The organism is Thalassoglobus neptunius, from assembly GCF_007859735.1.
GTDB classification, from domain to species: domain Bacteria; phylum Planctomycetota; class Planctomycetia; order Planctomycetales; family Planctomycetaceae; genus Thalassoglobus; species Thalassoglobus neptunius.
Window position 1 is genome coordinate 1 of sequence record NZ_SIHI01000050.1, and the last position, 22,662, is coordinate 22,662.

Annotated in this window: 13 protein-coding genes; 4 read left to right on the forward strand and 9 right to left on the reverse strand. The window is 53.4% G+C overall.

Annotation, left to right across the window (positions count from 1 at the left end):
- Positions 1-181: 181 nt before the first annotated feature.
- The 3 genes from KOR42_RS27015 to KOR42_RS23145 form a co-directional block, all read right to left on the reverse strand.
- Positions 182-337: a hypothetical protein gene (locus KOR42_RS27015; protein WP_197441499.1), complete on the reverse strand. Its 156-nt coding sequence runs from the start codon at positions 335-337 to the stop codon at positions 182-184.
- A gap of 266 nt (positions 338-603) precedes the next feature.
- Positions 604-1,980, reverse strand: a complete 1,377-nt coding sequence (locus KOR42_RS23140; RefSeq protein WP_197441500.1) for an MFS transporter — start codon at positions 1,978-1,980, stop codon at positions 604-606.
- Between the two features lie 197 nt (positions 1,981-2,177).
- Positions 2,178-2,375: a hypothetical protein gene (locus tag KOR42_RS23145; RefSeq protein ID WP_146512214.1), complete on the reverse strand. Its 198-nt coding sequence runs from the start codon at positions 2,373-2,375 to the stop codon at positions 2,178-2,180.
- Between KOR42_RS23145 and KOR42_RS23150 the strand changes: the two genes are divergently transcribed.
- Positions 2,374-3,567 (forward strand): sialidase family protein, encoded by a 1,194-nt coding sequence (locus tag KOR42_RS23150; RefSeq protein ID WP_146512215.1) that lies wholly within the window; start codon positions 2,374-2,376, stop codon positions 3,565-3,567. The two genes, KOR42_RS23145 and KOR42_RS23150, sit on opposite strands and share 2 nt — an antisense overlap.
- Before the next feature lie 498 nt (positions 3,568-4,065).
- Positions 4,066-4,305, forward strand: coding sequence for a hypothetical protein (locus KOR42_RS23155; protein WP_146512216.1), 240 nt, complete (start codon positions 4,066-4,068; stop codon positions 4,303-4,305).
- Between the two features lie 736 nt (positions 4,306-5,041).
- Here KOR42_RS23155 and carB read toward each other — a convergent pair.
- Together carB and KOR42_RS23165 are read right to left on the reverse strand one after the other, a co-directional pair.
- Positions 5,042-8,326: a carbamoyl-phosphate synthase large subunit gene (carB, locus tag KOR42_RS23160; RefSeq protein ID WP_146512217.1), complete on the reverse strand. Its 3,285-nt coding sequence runs from the start codon at positions 8,324-8,326 to the stop codon at positions 5,042-5,044.
- 449 nt (positions 8,327-8,775) lie between these two features.
- The gene (locus KOR42_RS23165) at positions 8,776-9,951 is read right to left on the reverse strand and encodes a M24 family metallopeptidase (protein WP_146512218.1); all 1,176 of its coding nucleotides are present in this window, start codon (positions 9,949-9,951) and stop codon (positions 8,776-8,778) included.
- Positions 9,952-10,200: 249 nt separating this feature from the next.
- Here KOR42_RS23165 and KOR42_RS23170 point away from each other — a divergent pair, with 249 nt between their 5' ends.
- Positions 10,201-10,692: a hypothetical protein gene (locus KOR42_RS23170; RefSeq protein ID WP_146512219.1), complete on the forward strand. Its 492-nt coding sequence runs from the start codon at positions 10,201-10,203 to the stop codon at positions 10,690-10,692.
- 106 nt (positions 10,693-10,798) lie between these two features.
- On the opposite strand, the gene KOR42_RS23175 is transcribed toward KOR42_RS23170, so the two are convergent.
- From KOR42_RS23175 to KOR42_RS23190, 4 genes are all read right to left on the reverse strand, one after another.
- Complete coding sequence (locus tag KOR42_RS23175) at positions 10,799-12,085, reverse strand: DUF1501 domain-containing protein (protein ID WP_146512220.1); 1,287 nt, start codon at positions 12,083-12,085, stop codon at positions 10,799-10,801.
- A 92-nt stretch (positions 12,086-12,177) separates the two neighbouring features.
- Positions 12,178-15,909: a DUF1553 domain-containing protein gene (locus KOR42_RS23180; protein ID WP_197441501.1), complete on the reverse strand. Its 3,732-nt coding sequence runs from the start codon at positions 15,907-15,909 to the stop codon at positions 12,178-12,180.
- Entirely contained in the window at positions 15,906-17,339 is a 1,434-nt protein-coding gene (locus KOR42_RS23185; RefSeq protein ID WP_197441502.1) for a DUF1501 domain-containing protein, read from the reverse strand. Before KOR42_RS23185 ends, KOR42_RS23180 begins: the two co-directional genes overlap by 4 nt.
- Positions 17,329-20,517 carry a DUF1553 domain-containing protein gene (locus KOR42_RS23190; RefSeq protein WP_146512221.1) on the reverse strand — a complete coding sequence of 1,063 codons (3,189 nt, stop codon included), beginning with the start codon at positions 20,515-20,517 and terminating at the stop codon, positions 17,329-17,331. Before KOR42_RS23190 ends, KOR42_RS23185 begins: the two co-directional genes overlap by 11 nt.
- A 982-nt stretch (positions 20,518-21,499) precedes the next feature.
- On the opposite strand from KOR42_RS23190, the gene KOR42_RS23195 reads away from it, so the two are divergent.
- Entirely contained in the window at positions 21,500-22,381 is an 882-nt protein-coding gene (locus tag KOR42_RS23195) for a DUF1571 domain-containing protein (protein WP_146512222.1), read from the forward strand.
- The last annotated feature ends 281 nt before the right edge of the window (positions 22,382-22,662 follow it).

The following is a 22,662-nucleotide window of genomic DNA, read 5'->3' on the forward strand; positions in this document are numbered from 1 at the left end:
CCCGCACGTCCACAGTTTGTGGTCGCCCGCCTTTCTTGCTGCGGCGGGGCTTCGGAAGAATCATTTCGATCATCTCCCACTGAAGGTCAGTCAGGTCACTTGGGTACGCTTTTCGAATCGCCTCGGAAACCGTGCACTCCTTTGCGTTGATGAACCGCAAAGTGTGAACAAAACCAGACTTTCACAAAACCTCAGTTTCCGGATAGCCTCTGAGACGCTGAGCAACGTAGTGGTCAAGGTCTTTATAGAGATCGCCAGCCATCACGGTCGATCCGAAGATGACCGAAGTGAGCCCCAAGACCCATCCCGAGGCGATCGCGAAGTTGAAGGAATGCATTGTCTACCTGCATCTGACTGATTGCCAATCATCCGCCCGGAACCCGGACGAATCAAAGATCTCTCATAAACTCAGTCAGACACCATGCAGTCCACAATCCCACTTGTCAAGCGCCGGATGCTGCTCAACGGTGGTCACTGCTTCACAGACTTCCCCCGCGCATTCAAGGCTCTCCTCTTCTCCATCCTTCAGAAACTTCCGTAAGCAAACACTGCGGTCGGATTGGAGAAACGATTCGCGGTGAGCCAAAAAGCTCGCCATTGACGTCAGGAAACGTCGGTGAGTGTCAGTTTCGATCGTTTAAGTGCGATCCCAAACCCGATTAAGCCAACAACCATCAACCCTGAGCAGACGAGAAAGATTTTCTCAGGATGCTCACCGGATGCGTTTGTGAAAAGTGGTCGAAGAATGGGATACAGCAGTGCCGCGACGGTCAGAAACCCGAAGGAAATTCCGCTCGATGCTCCGAGAACGCGCCCTCGTTCGTGAGTCGTTGAAAGACGCTGAAGCAACGCTTGCAATGGAATCAGATAGAACCCAGCTGCGATCCCCGCTCCGAGAATCAAACCGGCGTGTGAACTGAAAAGAATTCGAACCGTCGGAGCTTTGGGTGGCAGCGTCGGAGGGATGGTCCCCAGCAGGAAGAACAAGACCACCAATGCCACTCCACCAATGGGAATCAATATCGGGCGAATCTTTGATCCGGAAACGTATCCCGCAATGGCACTTCCAAGCCCGATCGCGAGGCCGAGAATTCCGAGAAGAACGCTGACTTCAGAACGTGAAACTTCGTATCGCTGCAAAACGACGGTGTATTCGGGAATGATCAAAAGAGCCAACCCAGCCAGAAAATAGAAATATCCCGCCGCGATCGCGATCAAAAGCAGCGGACCTTTTGCCATCTCTTTGATTGCCCAGATGTATCCGGTTGATGGATTCCAGCTGTATTGTATTGCCTTTCTTCCCGGAGCAAGCGGAGTCATAAAACTGATCGCAATCAGCCCCAGGACAGCAACAGAAACTAACACGACGCCGGGCAACCACAGCAATCCGGGTGGAGTCGGGACGCCCTCACGTGGAAGAGGGCTGTAGTAGTCTGCGATCACCCCGGCGGACAAAGTTCCTACAATCACAGCCACATTCGACATCATTCCAATCAGGCCATTCGCCCGGCTAATCCGGCTGACCGGGACGAGTTCCGGGATCATTCCGTACTTGGCTGGGCCGAAGAATGCGCTTTGACAGGCCAGAGCAATCAGACTCAACAACGTCACCCAAAGGTTGCCAGTCCAGAAACCGATCATCGCAATCACAGCGATCGGAATTTCAAGAACCTTCACCAACACACTGACGAACCGCTTGCTGTGACGATCGGCAAACTGCCCCGCCATCCCGGAGAGAAGCAAAAACGGGATCGACAAACAGGCACTGACAATCCCCTGCCCTCCAGAGCCGAGTTGCCCTTTCCAGGCACCGTCGATCACCATATAGATTAAGACGCCCTTCAACACATTGTCGTTGGCAGCCCCGAGGAATTGAGTGACCATCAGCGACACGAATCCGCGTGTCGAATGTGTCGACTCAGCTACTTCCGCCGGACTGCTGTGTGTTGGAGTTTCTATAGCCGTAGCTGTCGTAGTCATCGAATCCATCCTGAATCGACATCAACACAGAGGTCGATGACGTGTTGCCTCAGTCACATTGTTCCGCTCGCTGAAGCGGAACTGAATTCACCGAGTTGGCAAAAGCAGAAGAGTAGCTGGAATTCGGTCCACACGTTGAGTCATCAGCCATCCCTGCTGGAGATTTAGAATAGCTTGGACCCAAAATTGACGCGAGGTCAAAGAGTCTCCTTCGGGCAGTGCCTCAATGGGTTCGGTTTCGACTCGAATTCTTGTTGAATCGAAGATCTAAAAACGGGACAGACTTGCTTCCCGACCGGTTTCTCTTTCATCATGGCTGATGTTCCTCCCTCCTGAAGTGGATCGATCTTCGCGATCGCATCCGTCGACTCATCAGCCAGCAGAGACTTCTTCATGCGAATCACTCCCACCTGCGCACTCCTCGTTCTCTTTTCTCACTCTGCAGCATTCTCGCAAGTCGGGGAGCCATCGCCGGATGCTCCTCCCAAATCTCGAGAAATTACGATTCCTCTCGTCGATCTTGCTTCGGATGTTTCGCGACAGGTGATCGTGGACCGAGAAGCTGGGCAATATCTCGGGCATCCGACAACGCTGTTGCTGGAGGACGGCAAGACGATTCTCTGTGTCTACCCGAAGGGCCACGGACGCGGTCCGATCACTTATAAACGCAGCGACGATGGCGGACTGACATGGAGCGACCGCCTGTCGACTCCAGACAACTGGTCGACCAGCAAAGAGACGCCGACACTGCATCGAGTCATCTCGCCGGACGGAACGCGCCGAATCATTCTCTGGTCCGGACTGTATCCCGCTCGAATTGCCGTCAGCGAGGATGACGGGAAGTCCTGGTCCCCGTTGAAACCCGCCGGAGACTGGGGAGGGATCGTCGTGATGAGCTCACTCGTTCCGACGGGACAGCCAGGAACTTATCGCGCGTTCTTCCACGATGACGGTCGCTTCTTTCAAGATTCGAATCAGGCCCAGGATCCCAGAGTTTTCACTCTCTACCAAACACGATCGACTGGCGGCGGACTGAACTGGGAAAACCCCGAACCGATTCTGGCGCGACCCGATCTCCATCTCTGCGAACCGGGGGCTGTCTTCTCGCCCGATGGAAGTGAGCTTGCGTTGCTTCTTCGTGAAAACAGCCGTACTCGGAATTCGTACATCATCTTCAGTTCCGATTCAGGCGCAACCTGGACCAATCCGGTTGAACTCCCTGCCTCGCTGACTGGAGATCGACACACCGCGAAATACTCTCCCGATGGGCGTCTGGTCATTTCCTTTCGCGACATGGCTCACGAAAGTCCAACGCGTGGAGACTGGGTCGCTTGGGTCGGGACTTACGAGCAACTTCGCTCCGGCGATGAGGGAGATTTCCGGGTGCGACTCATGGACAACACGCACGGTGCTGATTGTGCTTACCCCGGAGTAGAGGTCCTTCCGGATGGAACCTTTGTGGCCACCACTTACGGACACTGGACGGCGGGCGAAGCTCCGTACGTCGTGGCTGTCCGGTTCCAGCTAGACGAACTGGATGAACTCGCCGAGAAAGCCTCCGCGACTGAATCACTCAAAGCCAAGTAATCTGCGCTGGCTTTCGCCCTCGCACAGGTCTTCAACGGATTCCATTTTCCGCAGCGACTTGCAATGACAGCGGATTCTGGGATCCCTTCGCACTCTCGGAATTCTTAACAATTGCGTTTTGCGAACGGAAATTTGCGTCTTTCTTCGTGCAAGATCGATGTCTTGAAATGGCCACATTCCTTAGAGAACGTGGCCCGATCGCATCAAGTCATCAGCAATCGCCCGCCAGGATTCTAAAAACTCTCGAAAAACCCCGACCACTGTCACAACCGCGACCTAGTGTTAAGAAAGGCAGTACTGAGTCGGGTCACTTGCTGTACAAATGCCTCCTCTCAGTTTTCTTCAGGTTCGCCAAAAAAAAATAGGGTTTTAACGCATCCAAAACGGTCAATTCCTGCTATCACTACTCAGTCATTTTGAGAGTGACGTGGTTTGACTAATGGACATAGTTTGCCCGTAGCGTACCTCTCTCATTGAAACTCTTCTTGGAGCGAGAAGTTGAATCAGCGAATTACCGACCGAACCGGGACGGATTCGGTCGCACACGGAGGCGAGTTCTCAGTCTTTCTGTTCACAAACGGCGGCTGGTTTCCCATTGTGGAAAACGTGGCTTTCGAAGACGCACAGAGAACCGTTGGGCAAATGTCGTCAATCATGGATTGCGCGACCCAGATTCGAAATTCCGATGAAACGATCATCATTCAGGAAGGTGAATTGATCTCGACCTGCATCGTCTAGAGCAAGTTGCTCTTTTCTGTGCACTCGCTTGAACTCTTTCATCAGGTAAGAATCTGAGTTTGCTCGTGCTAGTGAGCGCATACGAAAAGAGAAAACGCTCTAAAAGACAGCGCGTAGCAAGACGATCTTTGCGCCCTTGAGTTTCGAGCAGTCTCATCCAGCAGACTCATTCGACTGTGTACACAGATTCCGTGCAGGGATTGAGTACAGAGTTGGCTGGTCTGCGCAATGTCATTCGTGTGGACAGTGCACAAAGACAATGCGAGTATTGTGCGATAGAGCATCTGATCAGATTGCATCGGGAACTCTGTGCTGCGAGCAGCATCCACAGAAATCTCTTTTCTCACGCGGCCCGCTTTTCACCCGGCCCCCTTTCCCCGAGCTCCTGTTCCGATGTGGGGGGCGGATGCTCGACCAAGCTCATGGATTCTCTTTACTCGCCCGCACTCTTCTCTTTCATAGAAAGAGGCGTTCGCTGATGGGAACTGCTGCGAATCCGGGCTGAGGATTCTCTTGTCATCGTGAAAGAACGTGACGTTTGGTAGAGAAGTTTCTGAACGAATCCCTCCGCCTGAAATCGAACGTTCGAAAAGGCGCCTTATCGAGCAGAACGACGGGAACGAATCACACGAGTCGACCGTTCCCGTCCGCGCTGTCTCTTTGCCACTCCATTCAGGAAGTCTCGATAGACCGGTCGATGGATTGGGTTTTGGGCCAGGCTGCCTGTTGCCAGTGGCTACTTTGATTCCGCCGAAGTCGACTGCTGATGCCATTCCTGGATCGATTCGACGCGAGGTGTCGGATGTTTGTCGAGATACTCCAGAGCCTTGATCATCGCTTCGCATCCCGGAAGTGTCGTCGCACATGGGACGCCGTAGGTCACAGCGGCGGCCCGGATTCGGCCTTCCTCTGTTCGACTTCCCTTGCCACTCGGCGTGTTGAAGATGAACTGCACATCTCCATTGACCATCATGTCAAGAAGATTCGGTCGACCTTCCTGCACCTTCTTCACGGTGTCTGCCTGGACACCCGCATCGTTGAGAACTCTCGCTGTCCCGATCGTGGCAATGATTCGGAAGCCGAGTTCCTTGAGGCGTCTGGCCGGTTCGATCATGGCTGACTTGTGAGCCCCTGCCATACTGATGAAGACGGTTCCACTTGTTGGAAGTTCCACTCCTGCTGCAAGCTGACTTTTTGCAAACGCAGCGGAGAAGTCGTCGTCGATTCCCATGACTTCGCCGGTCGACCGCATTTCCGGGCCGAGAATGATGTCCACTCCGGAGAACCTTGAGAACGGGAACACGCTCTCCTTCACAGAAGTATGTTTTGGCCACACTTCTTCCGTCACACCCTGCTCTTTCAAGGAGACTCCAGCCATCACTTTGGCAGCCATCGACGCGAGTGGCTGTCCGGTCGCTTTCGACACAAACGGAGACGTCCGAGAGGCACGAGGGTTCACCTCGAGAATATAGACGTCGAACTCCGTTCCTTCCGCCCCTTCGGTCTTCTTGACCGCGAACTGAATATTCATCAGTCCGCGCACTTCAAGCTCTTTCGCAAGAGCGTAAGTTGATTCCTTGATCTCGTCGATGACATGCTGCGGAAGCGAATAAGGAGGCAACGCACATGCGGAATCGCCACTATGCACACCGGCTTCTTCGATATGCTCCATCACGCCACCAACGAGCGTCGTTGTTCCATCTGAAATGGCATCAACATCGACTTCAATGGCGTCCTGCAGGAACTTATCGATGAGGACCGGATGATCCGGGCTGGCGTCGACAGCTTCGGTCATATAGCGGACGAGGTCTTCTTCCGCGTAGCAGATCTCCATCGCCCGACCACCGAGAACGTAACTCGGTCGAACCAGAACGGGATAACCGATTCGCTGGGCACTGGCGCGTGCTCCTTCAACATCGATGGCAATTCCATTCGGAGGTTGGCGAATCCCGAGTTTATTGAGAATCTCCTGGAACCGTTCACGATCCTCAGCGGCGTCGATGTTGTCTGGACTGGTTCCGATAATTGGGACTCCCGCTGCTTCCAGCCCGCGTGCGAGATTCAAAGGAGTCTGACCGCCGAACTGAACGATGACTCCATCAGGGTCCAACTGGTCACAGATATTCAGAACATCTTCGGTCGTGAGTGGTTCGAAGAAGAGAAGGTCCGAGGTGTCGTAATCCGTCGAGACCGTCTCGGGATTCGAGTTGACCATCACACTTTCAATGTCCAGTTCCGCCATAGCAAAAGCGGCGTGACAACAGCAGTAATCGAATTCGATTCCCTGTCCAATTCGGTTCGGCCCACCACCGAGAATCATGATCCGTTTCCGGTCGGGATTCGGACCGGGAGCTTCGTTGTCTGTTTCGTAGCTGCTGTAGTAGTACGGCGTGTACGCTTCGAATTCTGCTGCGCACGTATCGACCTGTTTGAACGTCGCAGTGACTCCGAGGCTTTTGCGATAGTTCCGGACGTCCATCTCAGAGGTGAGCCACCAGTCCGAAAGCTGGCGGTCTGAGAATCCAACCTGTTTGACGCGTCGGAGAAAGTCGGCATCGACGTCGTGCATGTGCCCGACGCTTCGAATCTCTTCTTCGATCTCAATCAAATCCCGAAGCTGGAACAGGAACCAGGGATCGATTCCGGTCAGCTGATTGATCTCTTCAAGAGACAATCCCGCCTTGAATGCATATCGAATATAGAAGACACGCTCGGAGTTCGGCGTCGCCAGCTTGCTGCGGATCTCTTCGATCTCCGGCTCTTTGTCCGTCCCCCAAAGATCTTTTTTCCCGCCTCCAAACCCAAAGTGTCCAATCTCAAGACCTCGCAAAGCCTTTTGGAATGACTCTTTGAACGTACGGCCAATCGCCATTGTTTCACCGACCGATTTCATTTGAACGGTCAATGTGGGATCGGCATCCGGAAACTTCTCAAATGTCCATCGAGGATATTTGGTGACAACGTAATCGATCGTCGGTTCGAAACACGCCAGCGTTTCTCGTGTGATGTCGTTCGGAATTTCATCGAGCCGGTAGCCGACCGCGAGTTTCGCCGCAATTTTGGCGATTGGGAACCCGGTCGCCTTCGATGCCAGCGCACTTGAGCGGCTGACGCGGGGATTCATTTCGATGACCACCATCCGCCCGGATCGCGGATCAATCGCGAACTGGACGTTCGACCCGCCTGTCTCAACTCCGATTTCCCGCATACACGCGAACGTCGCATCACGCATTCGCTGATATTCTTTGTCGGTCAATGTCTGGGCAGGAGCAACGGTAATCGAATCGCCTGTATGGACTCCCATGGCGTCGAAGTTTTCAATCGCGCAGATGATGACGCAATTGTCAGCACGATCCCGCATCACCTCCATCTCGTACTCTTTCCAGCCGAGTACGGATTCTTCGAGGAGGACTTCGGAGACGGGCGACAGCTTCAGTCCGTTGCGGACTTTCTCTTCAAACTCTTCTTTGTTGTAAGCGATTCCGCCGCCACTTCCCCCGAGTGTGTAGCTGGGACGGATGATGATGGGCAATCCGATTTCACGCTGTGCGCTTCGGGCCTCCTCCATATTGTGCACGACCATCGATCGTGGCACGTCCAGACCGATTTTGACCATCGCTTCTTTGAAGGATTCACGACCTTCCGCTTTCGCGATGACATCGGATCGAGCCCCGATCATCTCGACACCAAGTTGATCGAGGATTCCGCGACGATGCAAATCCATCGCGGTATTCAACCCTGTTTGCCCTCCCAGCGTCGGTAAGAGAGCGTCTGGACGTTCACGCTCCAGAATTTTGGCAACGTATTGCCAGGTGATGGGCTCGATATAGGTTCGATCCGCCGTCTGCGGATCAGTCATGATGGTGGCGGGATTGGAGTTGACGAGGACAACCTCGTATCCTTCGTCGCGGAGGGCTTTACACGCCTGCGTTCCGGAGTAATCAAATTCGCATGCCTGGCCGATGACGATTGGACCTGAGCCGATAATCAAGATTTTTTTGATATCTTCGCGTCTGGGCACGTGGTTCCTCTTTCTTAACGGCTTCCCACCCCTGAAATGTTCCTGTCTGTCGCGACAAGATTCTCAGGGAGGAGCTGCGTCACATCGTGATTTGCACTACTCGTTGACTTCAGCAATGTTTCCCAGCGAGACAGGGGCGAGCCTGAAATGGTTCTGTCACGCTGGCACATCGCATCGCAGTTTCTCTGCAGCACTTCATACAGAAAGATCGTCCGATGCGAAGCCAATCCATCGCGCACAGGGTCACAACACTCCCTGCGCATCCTGTTTGTGCAATTCGATCCGCGAAATTGCGCAAATTTCTGAGAAGCTACCAAGCTTGTCGAGCGATTCAAGCGATCAGACCGCTTCCGCCCGCGAATTCAACAGAATGGCCGACGAATGCTCGCACTTCAAGCGGTCACATCATCCGAGAATTTTCTCGAATTTACCAGCGGATCACTAGTGATTCAGCTACGAACCAAGATCCCGGGGCGATCGATTTGGGTTCCCTTCACCTCAACAGAGAGCATTGGCCAATTTTCTGCGGGAGTGAGATTTTCTGCTGCTCCTTCCCGAATCAACATCGTATCCGCGGCTAAACCCGACCGAACGGACGGATGCCAGCAGATCACCTGTCCGTATTCGAACCGGTGATCCGAGCCCGGAACCATACGAATTTCTGACTCGCGATAGCCAACAAGTTCTGCCTGATCGGCAGATCGCCATTCATCAGGAACGCCAAACTTCTCGTAGATTCGCCCCACGCGCGGCCAGGTTTCAGACATGGACCACCCCGCACGTGAAAAATAAGCTCCTGTCGCCTGAACGAGCGTTGCCAGGTGATGAACTTCCTGAAGCTCACTCGAGGGTTGGCCGAGACACACAGTTCGGGAGGTCGAAACGTGAAGCCCCCGTCGCCGACCAGTCGCAGCAATGACAACATGCCGCTCGACTCTGTCGTTGCCGTGTGTCCAATGCCGATAACGCCAACCTTGACCATCCGCCATCACCTGCATGCGAACAGGCTCAATTCCATTTTTGATCAAACGATGCGACAGATGACCGGCGATCTCAGCTTCACATGCCCCGATCTGAAAATTTCGTCCCGTGGCCTCAACAGCATGAGCGACTGCGAGTCCCAGTTCGGAGAAGCGATCGTGTTCGACTTTGGAATAGTGCAGCCGAAATGACTGCAGGTCATCCCGCACGTTGGTCGTTCCCGTGAGCGGAACATCACACGCGATCACCCGTCCGCGACAGACATCGTGAACGAGTTTTCCCGGGTCTTCCGTCCATGGCCTCTCTTTCAGCAGGAAGCCGAGCCCGGACAAGTCACGATCAAATAATTGCCCCGAGTCGATATTGTTGCAGAGCACAACACGCGCATCGGCAGTGACCATTACCGTCGCAAAGACTTCCGGACCATTGGAGTGCAGATTGCTACTTCCGTCGGTCAGCCACGAGAAATTCGCCGGGTCGCGAATCAATAGCCCATCGAATCCTTTGAGCTGCAAATATTCAGTCAGCAGCGTATGTTTTCGGTCGACCTCGCCGATCCGCTGGAAATCGATCGTCTGAATTTCTCCGGAGGATACCGGAAAATCAGGAGCAACAGCAGTCGATGATATGGTCGAACTTCTCATAGGCTTCGTTCAGACAATTTCGAAATGACGAAATGCCTAACTGAATGATAGACCTTGCCCCCTCCATTTTGAGTGAGGAATCGATGTTTTTCTCAAACCATTCGATTCATCAGTAATGGGGACTTGTCGAGTAAATTGGACTCGCTGAAGATGAGAATAACACCGACTTGATGGGCATTCCAGCAAAAGCGAGTAGAACGTGAGAAGCCCGGACCAGTTAACGAGAATGTTCCGACTGAATTGATCGCAATGGCACGCAACGAAACCGATCGCGAAGACCTTTTCGATGAATTCCGCTCCGCACGCGTCAAATGGGAATTCGTTGACCAGCGTCACAATTCTCAAATCGTCGCGGGAATCCGTCACGATGAGCGGTTGTCGATCTACTTCAGCGCCGATCCCTGTTACCACTTCGACGCTGAGAATCGACTCATGCGGGCCTTTGTGGACGGGAAGCTGCTAAGAACTCACGGAACCTTCCTCGCCCAACTCCATCGAATTCGCACCGAACAAGAGACCGTCCTTCAGCGGCGGGACATTGAGGGTGACGAGTTGAAAGAATTATTGGGAGATGTTCACACCGATCTAAAACGGTTTGGAGAATCTCTCGCGCAGAATCAATTGACGGTCTCGCGGTCGTCACACGAGACGTCCGATTTGGGACTTCTTGAGGGCCGCCTCGAATCCATTCTCAAACACCCCATCGCCCTGGCCCCTGCTTTTCCAACCCGCAGAAAGTGAAGTCATTCAGTATTTCCTCGAGTACAGAATGACTCTTCTTCGAGAGAACTCATTCGCCATCGAAAGAAATCGTTCGTGACCTGTTCACAAGCACTCAAGGAACTGATTAAGTCAGAAGCTTTGCAATCGGGACTCCCTGATCAGTGACCGGAACCGGTCGATCACCGGCATAAAGTGACTTGCGATAATCGACACCGACTGCTGCGCAAATTGTGGCAAAGAAGTCCGGTACGCTCACTGGGGAAGACACGATCTTTTTAGAGAGTTCGTCAGTCACTCCATAAGCTCCGCAGTGCGAAAGGCCACCCCCAGCGAGAACACAGGAAAACGTGGTCCCCTGATGACCTCGTCCCCCTCCGCTGTCGAATCCGGATGGACGACCGAATTCTGACGTAATCGTGATCAACGTTTTATCGAGCAATCGCTTCTGTTCGAGATCGATTATCAGAGTCGAGAGTGCGGAGTCCAGTTCTTCGATCAGTTTATGCTGGTTGACGATCCCGCTGTTGTGGACATCCCACCCGGACCCATTGAGAAAATTCAGATTGTGACTCACTTCAATAAACCGCACTCCGCGTTCGACGAGCCGTCGACTCAACAGGCATCGTTGCCCAAACTCTCCCCCGTAGCGGTTACGCAAATCACTCGGCTCCCCGTCGAGTTGAAACACGCGATTAAATTCTGGACCGCTCAGTTTGAGACTTTGCTGAATCGCAGCTTCGTAGTCGAGAAGCTGTGAAACCGCAGTATGTTCATCACTCTTGCGGAGCGAATGCAGGAAACGTTCACGACGACGTTGGCGTTTTTCAGTGATTCCATCCGGCCGGGAAAGCCCGGCAGGACCTCGACCCGTTTCTGTCAAATACAGATATCCGTATTTGGCCCCCAGAAATCCGGGACCGCGAGTTACATTGGGATAACCAATCAAAACATATGGCGGTGCCCCTTCGTCGACGGGACCTCGCTCGTGAGAAATCAAAGACCCCAGCGATGGATACGTCACCGTTCCGGAAATCGTTCGTCCTGTATGCATGCGATTGGTAGCTGCGGCGTGCTCGTCGATGACGTCATGATGCACCGTTCGAACAGCAGTCACACGATCCATCACCTCAGCTGTTTTGCGGAGAGGTTTGCAGACTTGAACACCGTCGACGATCGTGTCGATCGAGTCGTAATATGACCCCGGCTTTTTCGAGACGGGATCACCTTTGACCTTAGGATCAAAAGTGTCGACCTGCCCCATCCCGCCGCCGAGCCAGATCGAAATCACGTGATCGGCATTTCCACTCAGCAATGGATCTTGTGTGCTCGCCGAAGAAGACCCAGTCATCGTGAGCGCACTTGCAGCAGCTGCGCTTGTTGCGAGAAATTGACGGCGGGATTGAATTTTCATTGATATGTTCCCCGGAGGAGTGGGATCGGAATGTCAGATGTTGGCGGGAATTTCGAACTCGTCAGGGTCGACGAGTGGTCATAGTCAATGAGCTAAGGAATCCAGACAAACGATCGATCATTGACGAGGCTCCAGATCACATCTTCATAGACTTCTCGCCAGTCGCGGTCGAGGCGAGGGTCTGCCGGAGGACCGCGTCGTACTCGTCGTTGCCGTTCTTCCTGAATCTCGTTCGCTTCAGGCACCAGATGGTTTGACCAGGTTGCCTTCGGAAGCGGTGGATCTTCCGCAGGTTGCTCAACGTGTTCCGCTGAGACGATGCGCTCTTCAAACCTTGCCGACAAATCGGGAAGGAAAGCTTTCTTTTCGTCAGCATTCGGGAAACGGCTGAGAAAACGCAAAAAGAGAGTGTCGAGTAGGACGTCTGGATCGCGGGCTTCGACGGCGAGATCGGCAAGCTCGCTCTCAAACGCGGCGCGAGTCAATGACATGGTCAATGTCCCGTTCTCTAAAATCCCCGGTTGCAGCAGATTCGGGTCCATGTCTCGTTCGAAGATCGGCTGTTGCCTCGTTCCCGTCCAGCCGAATGCCTCCAGCACGTCGACAACGGGCTGTGCTCGTGGAAACGAAAGACTGGGGCGATCACGTTCGTTGTTGAGTCCCGCAAACATCCAGGCCCGCCGCGGAAACCCTAATGATGTTCGTCGCGTCGCTGGCTCCGATCCATCGTGTGTAAATGTCAATTCGCCCACATCCATCACACTCCCGGTCGAAACGAAGAGCGAGTCAACGATCTGCTCGGCGGTCAGTCGTCGCGGATCGGGTGCATTGAAGAACCGATTTTCAGCGGATGCTTGGCGATTCTTTCCCAATGCTCTTCGCTGATACGTCTCGGATGTCATGATGAGTTTCAAGACATGCCGCAGATCGTAGTCGTGCACAACAAGTTCATTGGCCAACCATTCCAGCATCTCCGGGTGGCTGGCGGTCTGACCTTCCCAGTCATGGACAGGTTGAACGATTCCCGCTCCGAGCAATCGTCTCCAGAGATGATTCACAACGACTTTTGAAAACCGTCGATTCTTTGGCGAAGTGATCAGTGCAGCGAGTCGTTCTCGTGAATCACCCGGATTCTGAACGAGAAGATCGATGTGCTCATCGTCAGCGACTCCGGTTTGTTCAGCGAACGGCCAATCCGGCGAAACCTGAACACCCGGTTGCAGCGACACCTCAATAAGAGATTCCCGTCCGATGCCTTCAAAGAACGCATCCGGCACGCGACTTGTGTCCGGCGGTGCCAGAGACTGACGTTTCAACATCGCCGCTACGGAATAAAGATCTTCCTGCTTCGTGCTGTGATAAGGAGAATCGTGACAGCGGGCACACTGCATTTCGATGCCTAAAAACGCGGAAGCAAGAATGTGTCCCTTGGCAGCCATCGGAGAATCATTTTCCCCAGCCAGCCCGAATCCAGCACTTCCCCCTTCATGACTGCTGCCGCGCATGAGAATCAATTCCGTGACCATCCGGTCGAGCGATTTCCCGTCACGCAATGACTCATGCAAGAACCATCGAAAAGGGCCGGTCGAATTCAACGACTGATTCAGAAGCGTCGGATTCTCCGCGAGGAGATCCATCCAGAAACTGACCCAGTGATCCGCATAGCGGTCATCCTCCAGGAGTTGCCCGATCAGCTGATCACGCTTTGCAGGACTTTCATCGGCAAGGAACTGGCGAACTTCTTCCTCGTTCGGCACGACTCCAACTGTGTCCAGATAGACACGCCGCACGAATGACGAATCATCGACCACCGGCGCCAATTCCATAGACTCTTCATCAATGGAGTGATTAACCCAAACAGCTCCATCACGAACCCATTCTTCGAGCACTTGAATCTGCTCTTCGGAGAGTCCAGATTCTGTTGGCGGCATATCTCCAGCCCGAACGCGGGCAATGAGCTCACTCGCTTCAGGATCCCCCGGAACAACGGCGGCGAATCCCGATTCTCCGGTCGACAGAATTCCCTGACGAGAATTGAATCGCAGCCCACCCTGCTCTTTTTCCCCATGACAACGGAAGCACTGCTCCTGAAGAATTGGGAAAACTTTCTCCTGGGAGTTCTTCGCGGCGGGTGTTTGGTTCTCTCCGAGCTGATTCTGAACGGATGCAATTTTGTCCAATACGAATCGATCAACGGGATGCCCCGCTGACTCGGAAGGAGGCTGAAACGCATTCCCTGCCTCGCTCTCAGAAACGATCTTCCTCGCGATCGAATGGCGGCGATTCCAGAACTCGTCCTGCGACGTCGCTGCCTCGCGTCGAACATGATCTTCAAATGCGATCAGTTCGGCCTCAAGTTCTTGTAATTTGGACTCAATGACGTCATCGGTCATGAGCAACGGCGCACTTGCGTCAGCACTGAGAACCGCAAATGGACCTTGTCCGTCTTGCTGAATTGCAACACAAACTTCTCCGGACTCCGTTCGATTCCCTGGACGACCGTCGATCACTTCCAACACGACTCGGACGCGCCGCGAACCTGAATCTCCAGCCGGGGCAATCACGAGTTCACTGATCGCCTCCTGTTGCGGAAACGGGAGTCGCCTTGCTCCCGGAACAAGCGGATCGGGAACAGGTACAATTGGCTCAAGATTTCCGCCGCGACGCCGGGCGGGTTTGAGTCGCGAAACCAATTGACCGTCGACCCAGAGCCGGCTTGTCGAACGGGCTCTGAGCAGGCATTGATGGGTTCCGACCGGAAGCTCAATGTCGCCCGCAATGCGCAGCAATACCGGAGCCTTCCAGCTCGAACGGATTCCCCACGATTCATAGCGAACCGGAATTCGGGACAGCAGAAACGCGTCAGAAAACCAGCGGAGCGTTTCTGCCGGCCATGATTCCCCATCGTACAGCCAGCGGTCTCCGGATGGCATTCCTTCACTCATCTGAAGGATTACTTGACCGTCCGGAACTTCTCCAAGATCCGGCATTTCTTCCGTCGCAAACACGACAGTCCTTGGCTTGCCGATCCGGTGAAACTTCGCGGCCAGCACTTCATCTGCTAAGACCTTGCGATAAATCGCAATCCCGTCGAGTTTTCCTGAGAAACGATTTCCAATCCAGACTGCGTCATCGTCAACGACAGGAGGTTTAGTCGTCGCCCCTCCCATGTCCCATGTTCCGTCTGTCTTCTTGCCGTTCAACCAGCCCGTAATGGAATCCGGATCTCCGAACCGATACGTGACCGCGATATGATGCCAACCTGTCGCGACAGGAAAGCCAAGAGTCGATGTCCAGCGATGCCAGTGCTGCCCCCCCCCGGAAGGTTTGGAAGCGAAAAGAAAATTCAATCGCGCTTCGCCATTTTTCCCCATCAACCGGAGAGCCCAGTTCTGATTGTCTCGAGCGAATTTTGGGGAATTCGTGCGTCCTTTGCCGATCACATACAACGGTTGCCCATCACGGATAGAGGTTGTGTTGACCCATGCTTCGAGCGTGATCTCATCGCCATTGTCGAAATCGAACCGGCTCTCTTCCCCTTCGTCAGGAACAGAGAGATAGGCTTCCGCGTCGAGCTTGACCGCCCGGTTCGTCGGGAGCATCTCCGGGAACTCCGGCGGTCGAGGACCTTCCTGATCACTCTCGACATTTCCGTGAGTCCGAAAGTGCGCTGATTCCCCCTCCTCGAAATCCCATTCCGCAATGGCTTTCAGTGGCGTTGATTCAGTTGCGGATGAGTCCGGTTGATTGGGAGGCTGAGCCTTCAAAGCTCCGAACGGAAGCAGCATCCACAGCGTCACAATCGCTAACGAACAAAACTTCATGTGGCAACAATCTCTTTGTAGGCTCGACCTTCGTTCTGATCGATTCGCTCCGGCCGTCCCTTATGAATGTAAATCAGCTCTTTGTGGTTGAGCCCCATCAGGTGCAGAACCGTTGAATGAATATCATGCACGTGCAATCGATCTTCAACTGCATGCAGACCGATTTCATCCGTCGTCCCGTACGCCTTGCCTCCCTGAACTCCGCCCCCGGCCATCCACATTGTGAATCCGGTCGGGTTGTGATCGCGTCCATCCCCTTTTTCACTCATTGGTGTGCGACCAAATTCGCCTCCCCAGACCACGAGAGTTTGATCGAGCAGACCTCGTCTGCGGAGGTCTTTGATCAATCCGGCGACTGGCAAGTCCATTGCCCCACACATGCGTGTATGGTTCGCTTCGATGTTGTCATGAGCGTCCCATTTGCTTCCAGCTCCATGGTAGCACTGGACAAACCGAACTCCGCGTTCGACCAGCCGTCGAGCCATCAAGAGATTGCGGCCGTACGAAGCGGTCTTTTCGTTATCGAGCCCATAGAGTGCTTGAGTCTCGGCTGTTTCTTCGGAGAGATCAACAGCTTCAGGGGCATGGGCCTGCATTTGGAATGCGAGTTCAAAGCTGCGAATTCGCGCGTCCAGCTCTGTGTTTTCCGGGCGAGATTCGGCATGCCGCTGATTGATGCGGTTGAGAAAATCGAGTTCCATACGCTGATGCGTTGACGCGATTTCTTCGGGAGGATGAAGATTCGAAAACGGCGGGCCGCTCTTCTGCATCGTCGTGCCCTGATAGATCGCCGGCATAAATCCGGTCCCCCAGTTTCGGGCTCCGTTAATGACTCGTCCCGTTCCTTCCTGCATCACCACAAACGCCGGAAGGTTTTCATTTTCTGTTCCGAGCCCGTACGTCACCCAACTTCCCAGCGATGGGCGGCCAGCAAACTGCGACCCGGTATTCATCTGGCAGATCCCCCCAGAGTGATTAATTCCGTTTGTCCAACAGGAACGGATCACTGCCAGTTCGTCCGCGACTTCGGCCGTATGTGGCAACCAGTCGGAGATCCAGAGTCCCCCTTCTCCGTGCTGCTTCCACTTGCGTTGCGTGGGAAGAATTGGAGAATCGAACTCACCCATGGCGGTGATCACACGCCCGAAACTCTCGGGAATCGGCTTGCCGGCGAGTTTCTCAAGCTCAGGCTTAGGGTCGAAGGAATCGAGATGGCTCGGTCCTCCATCCATGAACAGAAAGATCACGCTCTTCGCCTTCCCCGGATGATGGGTCAGCTTCGACGCAAGAGGTGACTGAATTGACTCCGTCGCGGATGCCTGATCGCTTTGCAACAGACCCGCCAATGCCAAAGCCCCGAACCCGCTGCCGCTTTGGACAAGCATCTTTCGTCGCGAAAGGTTCTCAGTGCGCGCATTTTCAATCGACATAAATCACCTCATTCGAACACAGGAGTGCGTGCAACAGAGCGGTGCGAGCTCGCTTCATCGGCGAAGCCAAATTCAAACCATCAACGGAAGCATGATAGCCATTCCCGGAAACGTCAGCGCCCGGTTGATCAACAGCATCGAAGCGGAGATCGACGATTCGATGTGCGCTCTCTGAATCACTACCAAACAGATCCGAACGCTGTACGACCGCATTGTGAACGCGGACATTTTGAATCAAGCCGTCCCAGAGATGACTTCCCGAACGTCCACCGATCTCAACCGGTCGATCCGACTGCACGTTCCAGGTTGCCTGATGGGCTGCATTCGCTTCGTCAGCGGACTGCTCCGGATTGGACAAATCTTGCAGATAGAAATGGATGCCCGTTTCTGTTTTGTCCCGGAAGTTAATCGTCACTGCAATGTAATATGGAGTGTCGAGTTTTAGTCTTAAATTCGACGGGATCACCTCGTACGTCGGCTTGCTCTCACCTTCTTCCTTCGAGCCCACCAATTGAAGGATGAGATTGCGGGGTTGATACCGGCTCTTCGTGGACGTCACTCCGAGCGACCACCCTCGATCCGACTGTTTCCCAGTCCAGTTGGCAACGATCGTACGGACCGAGGCGTCGGGATAAAGGGAATCAAGAAGCACTGTCGCTTCGATAGTCAGCTGTCCGTTGCTCTCGGAATCAGTCAACTGCGGGATCTTGCCCGTCCGCATAGTGCCTGGAGACTTCGTTGAAAAACGAAGAGCACTGCTGCCACTCGGGAATGGTTCGACGGGACTCTTGCGATCTGAATTCGCGACGTTCTCTGCGTACTGTTCGACAAATGTCTTGGCGTCTGCAAGTTCATCGCGATCCGCGTCCCGAAAGAAAAGTCGCTCATAGGCAGTTGCGATAAATGATTCGAGATTGGACTCCCCAATATTCGACTCCATCATCTCTGCACGTTCATGCAACCACGCAGAATTCATCATCAGCAATGACTGCGGGGATGTTGTCGTCTGATGCCGTTTGCATTGGCTTTCAACTCGATCGGGAAAATCGAACGCTGCGAGTAGCGGATCGAGGGAATTTCGAAGGACCGGCTCATAGATCGCCCGATCCGAATCCCCCATCTGCTCGCAGGCACACATCACCGTATCGTGAATCTCTTCCCCGGAGAGTCGGCGAGGATTCATCCGCCAGAGCAGAACGTTTTGTGGATCGAAACTCGCAGTGCGATCGTCCATTTGACGTTCTGAAGATTGACGATAGGTCGCGGAAGTCAGAATTCTCCGATGTAGTGCTTTGAGGCTCCAACCGTCTTCCATAAATCGGCGGGCAAGCCAGTCGAGAAGTTCGGGATGTGAAGGCGGCGTTCCGAGATGACCAAAATCGCTGGTCGTTTCCACCAGACCACGACCGAAGTGCTGTTCCCAGATTCGATTGACAATCACTCGGGCTGTCAGAGGATTCTTTTCGTCCACAATCCACTCTGCAAGAGCCCGGCGGCGACCGGTTGATTGGAGAGCGGGATGAAGAGGCTCAATCGTGGCAGGGTTTTCTTCGAGAACGAGTGGAACCCCCGGATCAATCGGAGTGGAAGTCGGATCATCGGGGATCGTCGTTTCCGGTGAAGTTGGTCCCACATCACTGATCACAAACGGCAGTGTTGTAAGCGGCTCCGGTTTGAGATGATCAAATTCTGCGAGTTGCTTGCGGAGTTCCTGTCGTTTGGTTTCCGTCTCTTCTTCGAGCCACTCCGGAAGTTTCTCGGGAAGCACATCGAACTGTTTCGAAGCCAGCGTGGCAATTTGATTCTCATACGGGCTGAGTTCGTGTCGACGACTGGCGACCATCGCCTGAATTTCTTTGGTAAATCGATGAACTCCCTCTCGCGTTGAATGAGCGAGCAGGACGGGCGTTTCGATCTCATGGATTTGCTGGCGAATCGCGTCGGTCGCCTCTTCCCAAATGCGTTGATGTTCGAGATACCGAGCTTTCGTCTCGACATCACCAATCTGCATATCTTCGCGAGGTTTGAGCGGAGTGAAGAATGCACGGAGAGCGTAGTAATCTCGCTGGAGTAAGGGATCGAATTTGTGATCGTGACAACGTGCGCACTTAATGCCCTGCGCGAGAAAGACGTCTGAAGTTGTTTCGGTGACATCACTGAGAATCTGAGCCCATTGACCTTCGACATCTCGCTGATTGTGTTCGTAAATCCAATGCCGAAGATACATCGTCCCAATGAGAGCGTTGCGATTCCCCGGATCGACTTCGTCACCAGCGATCTGTTCTTCAACAAAGCGATCGTACGGTTTGTCTTCGTTAAAAGACTGAATCACATAGTCGCGGTAGAGATAAGCATTCGGCCGTTTATGGTCTGCGTTGTATCCATCTGAATCCGCGTAACGCACCAGATCAAGCCAGAACCTCGCCTGATTTTCGCCATAAGCTTTTGAATTGAGTAGCTGATTGACAAGACGTTCATACCAGTCCGATTCTTCTTCGATGACGGAAGCAACCTCCGAACTCGGCGGCAATCCAGTGATCGCGAAGTGTAATCGTCGAGCCAGTTGCTTTGCAGACGCACTGTCCGAAGGTTCAAGACCTTCACGCTGCAAGCGGTCGAAGATGAAATGATCAATTTCGTTCCGGCACCAACCTTCATCGTTCACATCAGGAACTGCGGGATCGTCGATGGGCTGATAACACCACCAGTCTCGGTCGTCGGAAGTAATCTTCTCCGTCGCTTTCAGCGCGACCCCTTCCGGCCAGTCAGCACCCGATTCAATCCATTGATGAACGCCCTCGATCAGGGATTCGTCCAACTGACCACTCGGCGGCATTTCGTACGATTCGTATCTCAATGCTTCGAGCAAGAGGCTCTCGTCGGGTGCTCCAGACACAATCGCCGGACCGCTCTCCCCACCGGTTAACAACCCGTCCAGAGTCGTCAGATTCAGGCTGCCTTCCTGTTTCGTCTCTCCATGACATTGAAGACAATGCTTGACGATCATCGGACGAACGTGATTTTCGAAGAGATCGCGTTTCGAAGGCGGAGATTGTGCGACAGAGTCATCGTTCACGACGAAGCACAATGCCACTGCAACTGAGACCGTCAGGAACATGGATCTCCGCACTCGATGAGCCGGAAGCAAACTCTCCTCTTCACTCAATCTCATCAGCATGAATTCTCCAAAGTCCACTCAACGCGTCACATCACAAATCGAGGCATTCTCTGCAGTATCGCGTCATCTGTTCAGCTTCATTCCACTCACAACTGCTAGCCGAGACGGCCAGCCCAACAGTACTTTCACAATAAGTATAGAAACAATTCACCACCACTCACCAGACAAGACACTTTTTTGGCGTTCCGTCGTGAAAAGTTTCCGCTTCAGGTTCTCGGGGATTCACCTCACAAGAACGACCTTTGCGACGTGATCAGCGCCACAGGATCGACTTGAAAAGCGACTCAATGATTTTCCAGAGTCAGTGAATACCGACTTTCACTTTGCTTTATTGTGCAGGCATTTCGATCGACTGTCAGCCTGCTTTCTATTTTTTCGGATCTCAGCGGCTTTTCGCAACGGTTTTTAGAGCATTTTGATGGCCAGTCGGCGCACGTTTCTCCGGAACATTCCGGCGTTTCTCCGTGCGAATCGCTGCAATCCTTAGATGAAGATGTTCCGTCGATCGATTCTCTTACAACGACCGTTTGATTCGGAATTTCTCTGACGAACCAAAAACGACCCACATTCAGGAAGTGTCGTTCGATTCCGTTTCGAATTCCCGGCAGGTCAATGCGAGACGTGTTTGGTTGCGCAGATTCCGGTTTGGGTGATTGGGAAGCAATCGCAGACCACGTTTTCCCGCGTTGAATCGTTCGAAATCGACTGCCTCAAAAGCTTGCGTCAACTAAATCCCAATCTCTCCGACGTGTTGATTGACTTGTCATTCGCTCAAAATGCTTCTAATCGGCAATTGCTTTCGACGCTTGCGCATACCATTTGCTTCAGTCAGTCGACCAGAGTGAAGACGGAATGGAGTCATCGGATGATACGGAGTGGCCTCATGAACGGAGCCCTTCGAGACACGGATGCGATCGAACTTCACATTGAGTCCAAGTCACCAACTTAATTCAAACGGATGACGGTCTAAGGAACTGACACGATGTTCATCAGAATCGCAACAATCCTGATCTCGATCTCGACAATCGCCAGCTTTGCGAAGCTACATGCCGATTTGGAAGCGAAAAAGTCTGACCCCGCGAAGTCGCAGTCACACACTCATTCATCAACTTCCGAACAGGCAGACGCGTCATTAGCGAAAACCGAAAGCGAAGATGATGCCGCTTCGGAAACTGAAAAAGAACGAGCGATGAAACTGCTCGAAGCCTATCTTGGCGACTCGGTGAACTACTGTCGCGAACGACATCAATACACCGCGCAGCTGGAAAAGCAGGTCGCAATCGATGGGAGGCTCAGAGACCCGGAAGTTATCCAGGCAAAGGTTCGAATCGAACCGTTTAGCGTATACTTGAAATGGGACGACAGTGGCCAGGAAGCCCTTTATGTCAAAGGGAAGAACCGAGACCGGATGGTCGCAAGAGTGACTGAAGGAATCGCCCTGCTCCGCGATGTCTGGAAACTCGACCCGGAATCCCGTCAGGCAATGCAAGGCTGTCGCTATCCCATCACAGAGTTTGGGCTCTTGAGAATGTCTGAACGAGTTTCTGAGTTCTATCAGAATCGTCGCACCGATGGAGGACTTGAGTGCAGCCATCGGACGGACTTCTTTCGCGAAAGTCCTGTCGTCATCTTCGACATTGCCTTCCATTCCCCACAGGAATGCCCCGACTACTCGCTAAGCAAACTCTACTTCGACGCCGAGCACAAATGCCTGATTGGAATCGAAAACTACGGATGGTCGAAAGACGGCCGTCCGGGCGAACTCGTCGAAAAGTACCTCTTTCATGACATCGAGTTCGACGCCCCTTTGAGCGAAGTCGACTTCTCTCTGGAGAATCCTTCTTACAAGTTCGTCAAGAACTAAATCACCGTCACTATTGAAACGCGACGGCACTTACCGGACTTAATAAATATCAACTAAGCCTCGAGAACTTAGAGGCTATCCGGAAACTGAGGTTTTGTGAAAGTCTGGTTTTGTTCACACTTTGCGGTTCATCAACGCAAAGGAGTGCACGGTTTCCGAGGCGATTCGAAAAGCGTACCCAAGTGACCTGACTGACCTTCAGTGGGAGATGATCGAAATGATTCTTCCGAAGCCCCGCCGCAGCAAGAAAGGCGGGCGACCACAAACTGTGGACGTGCGGG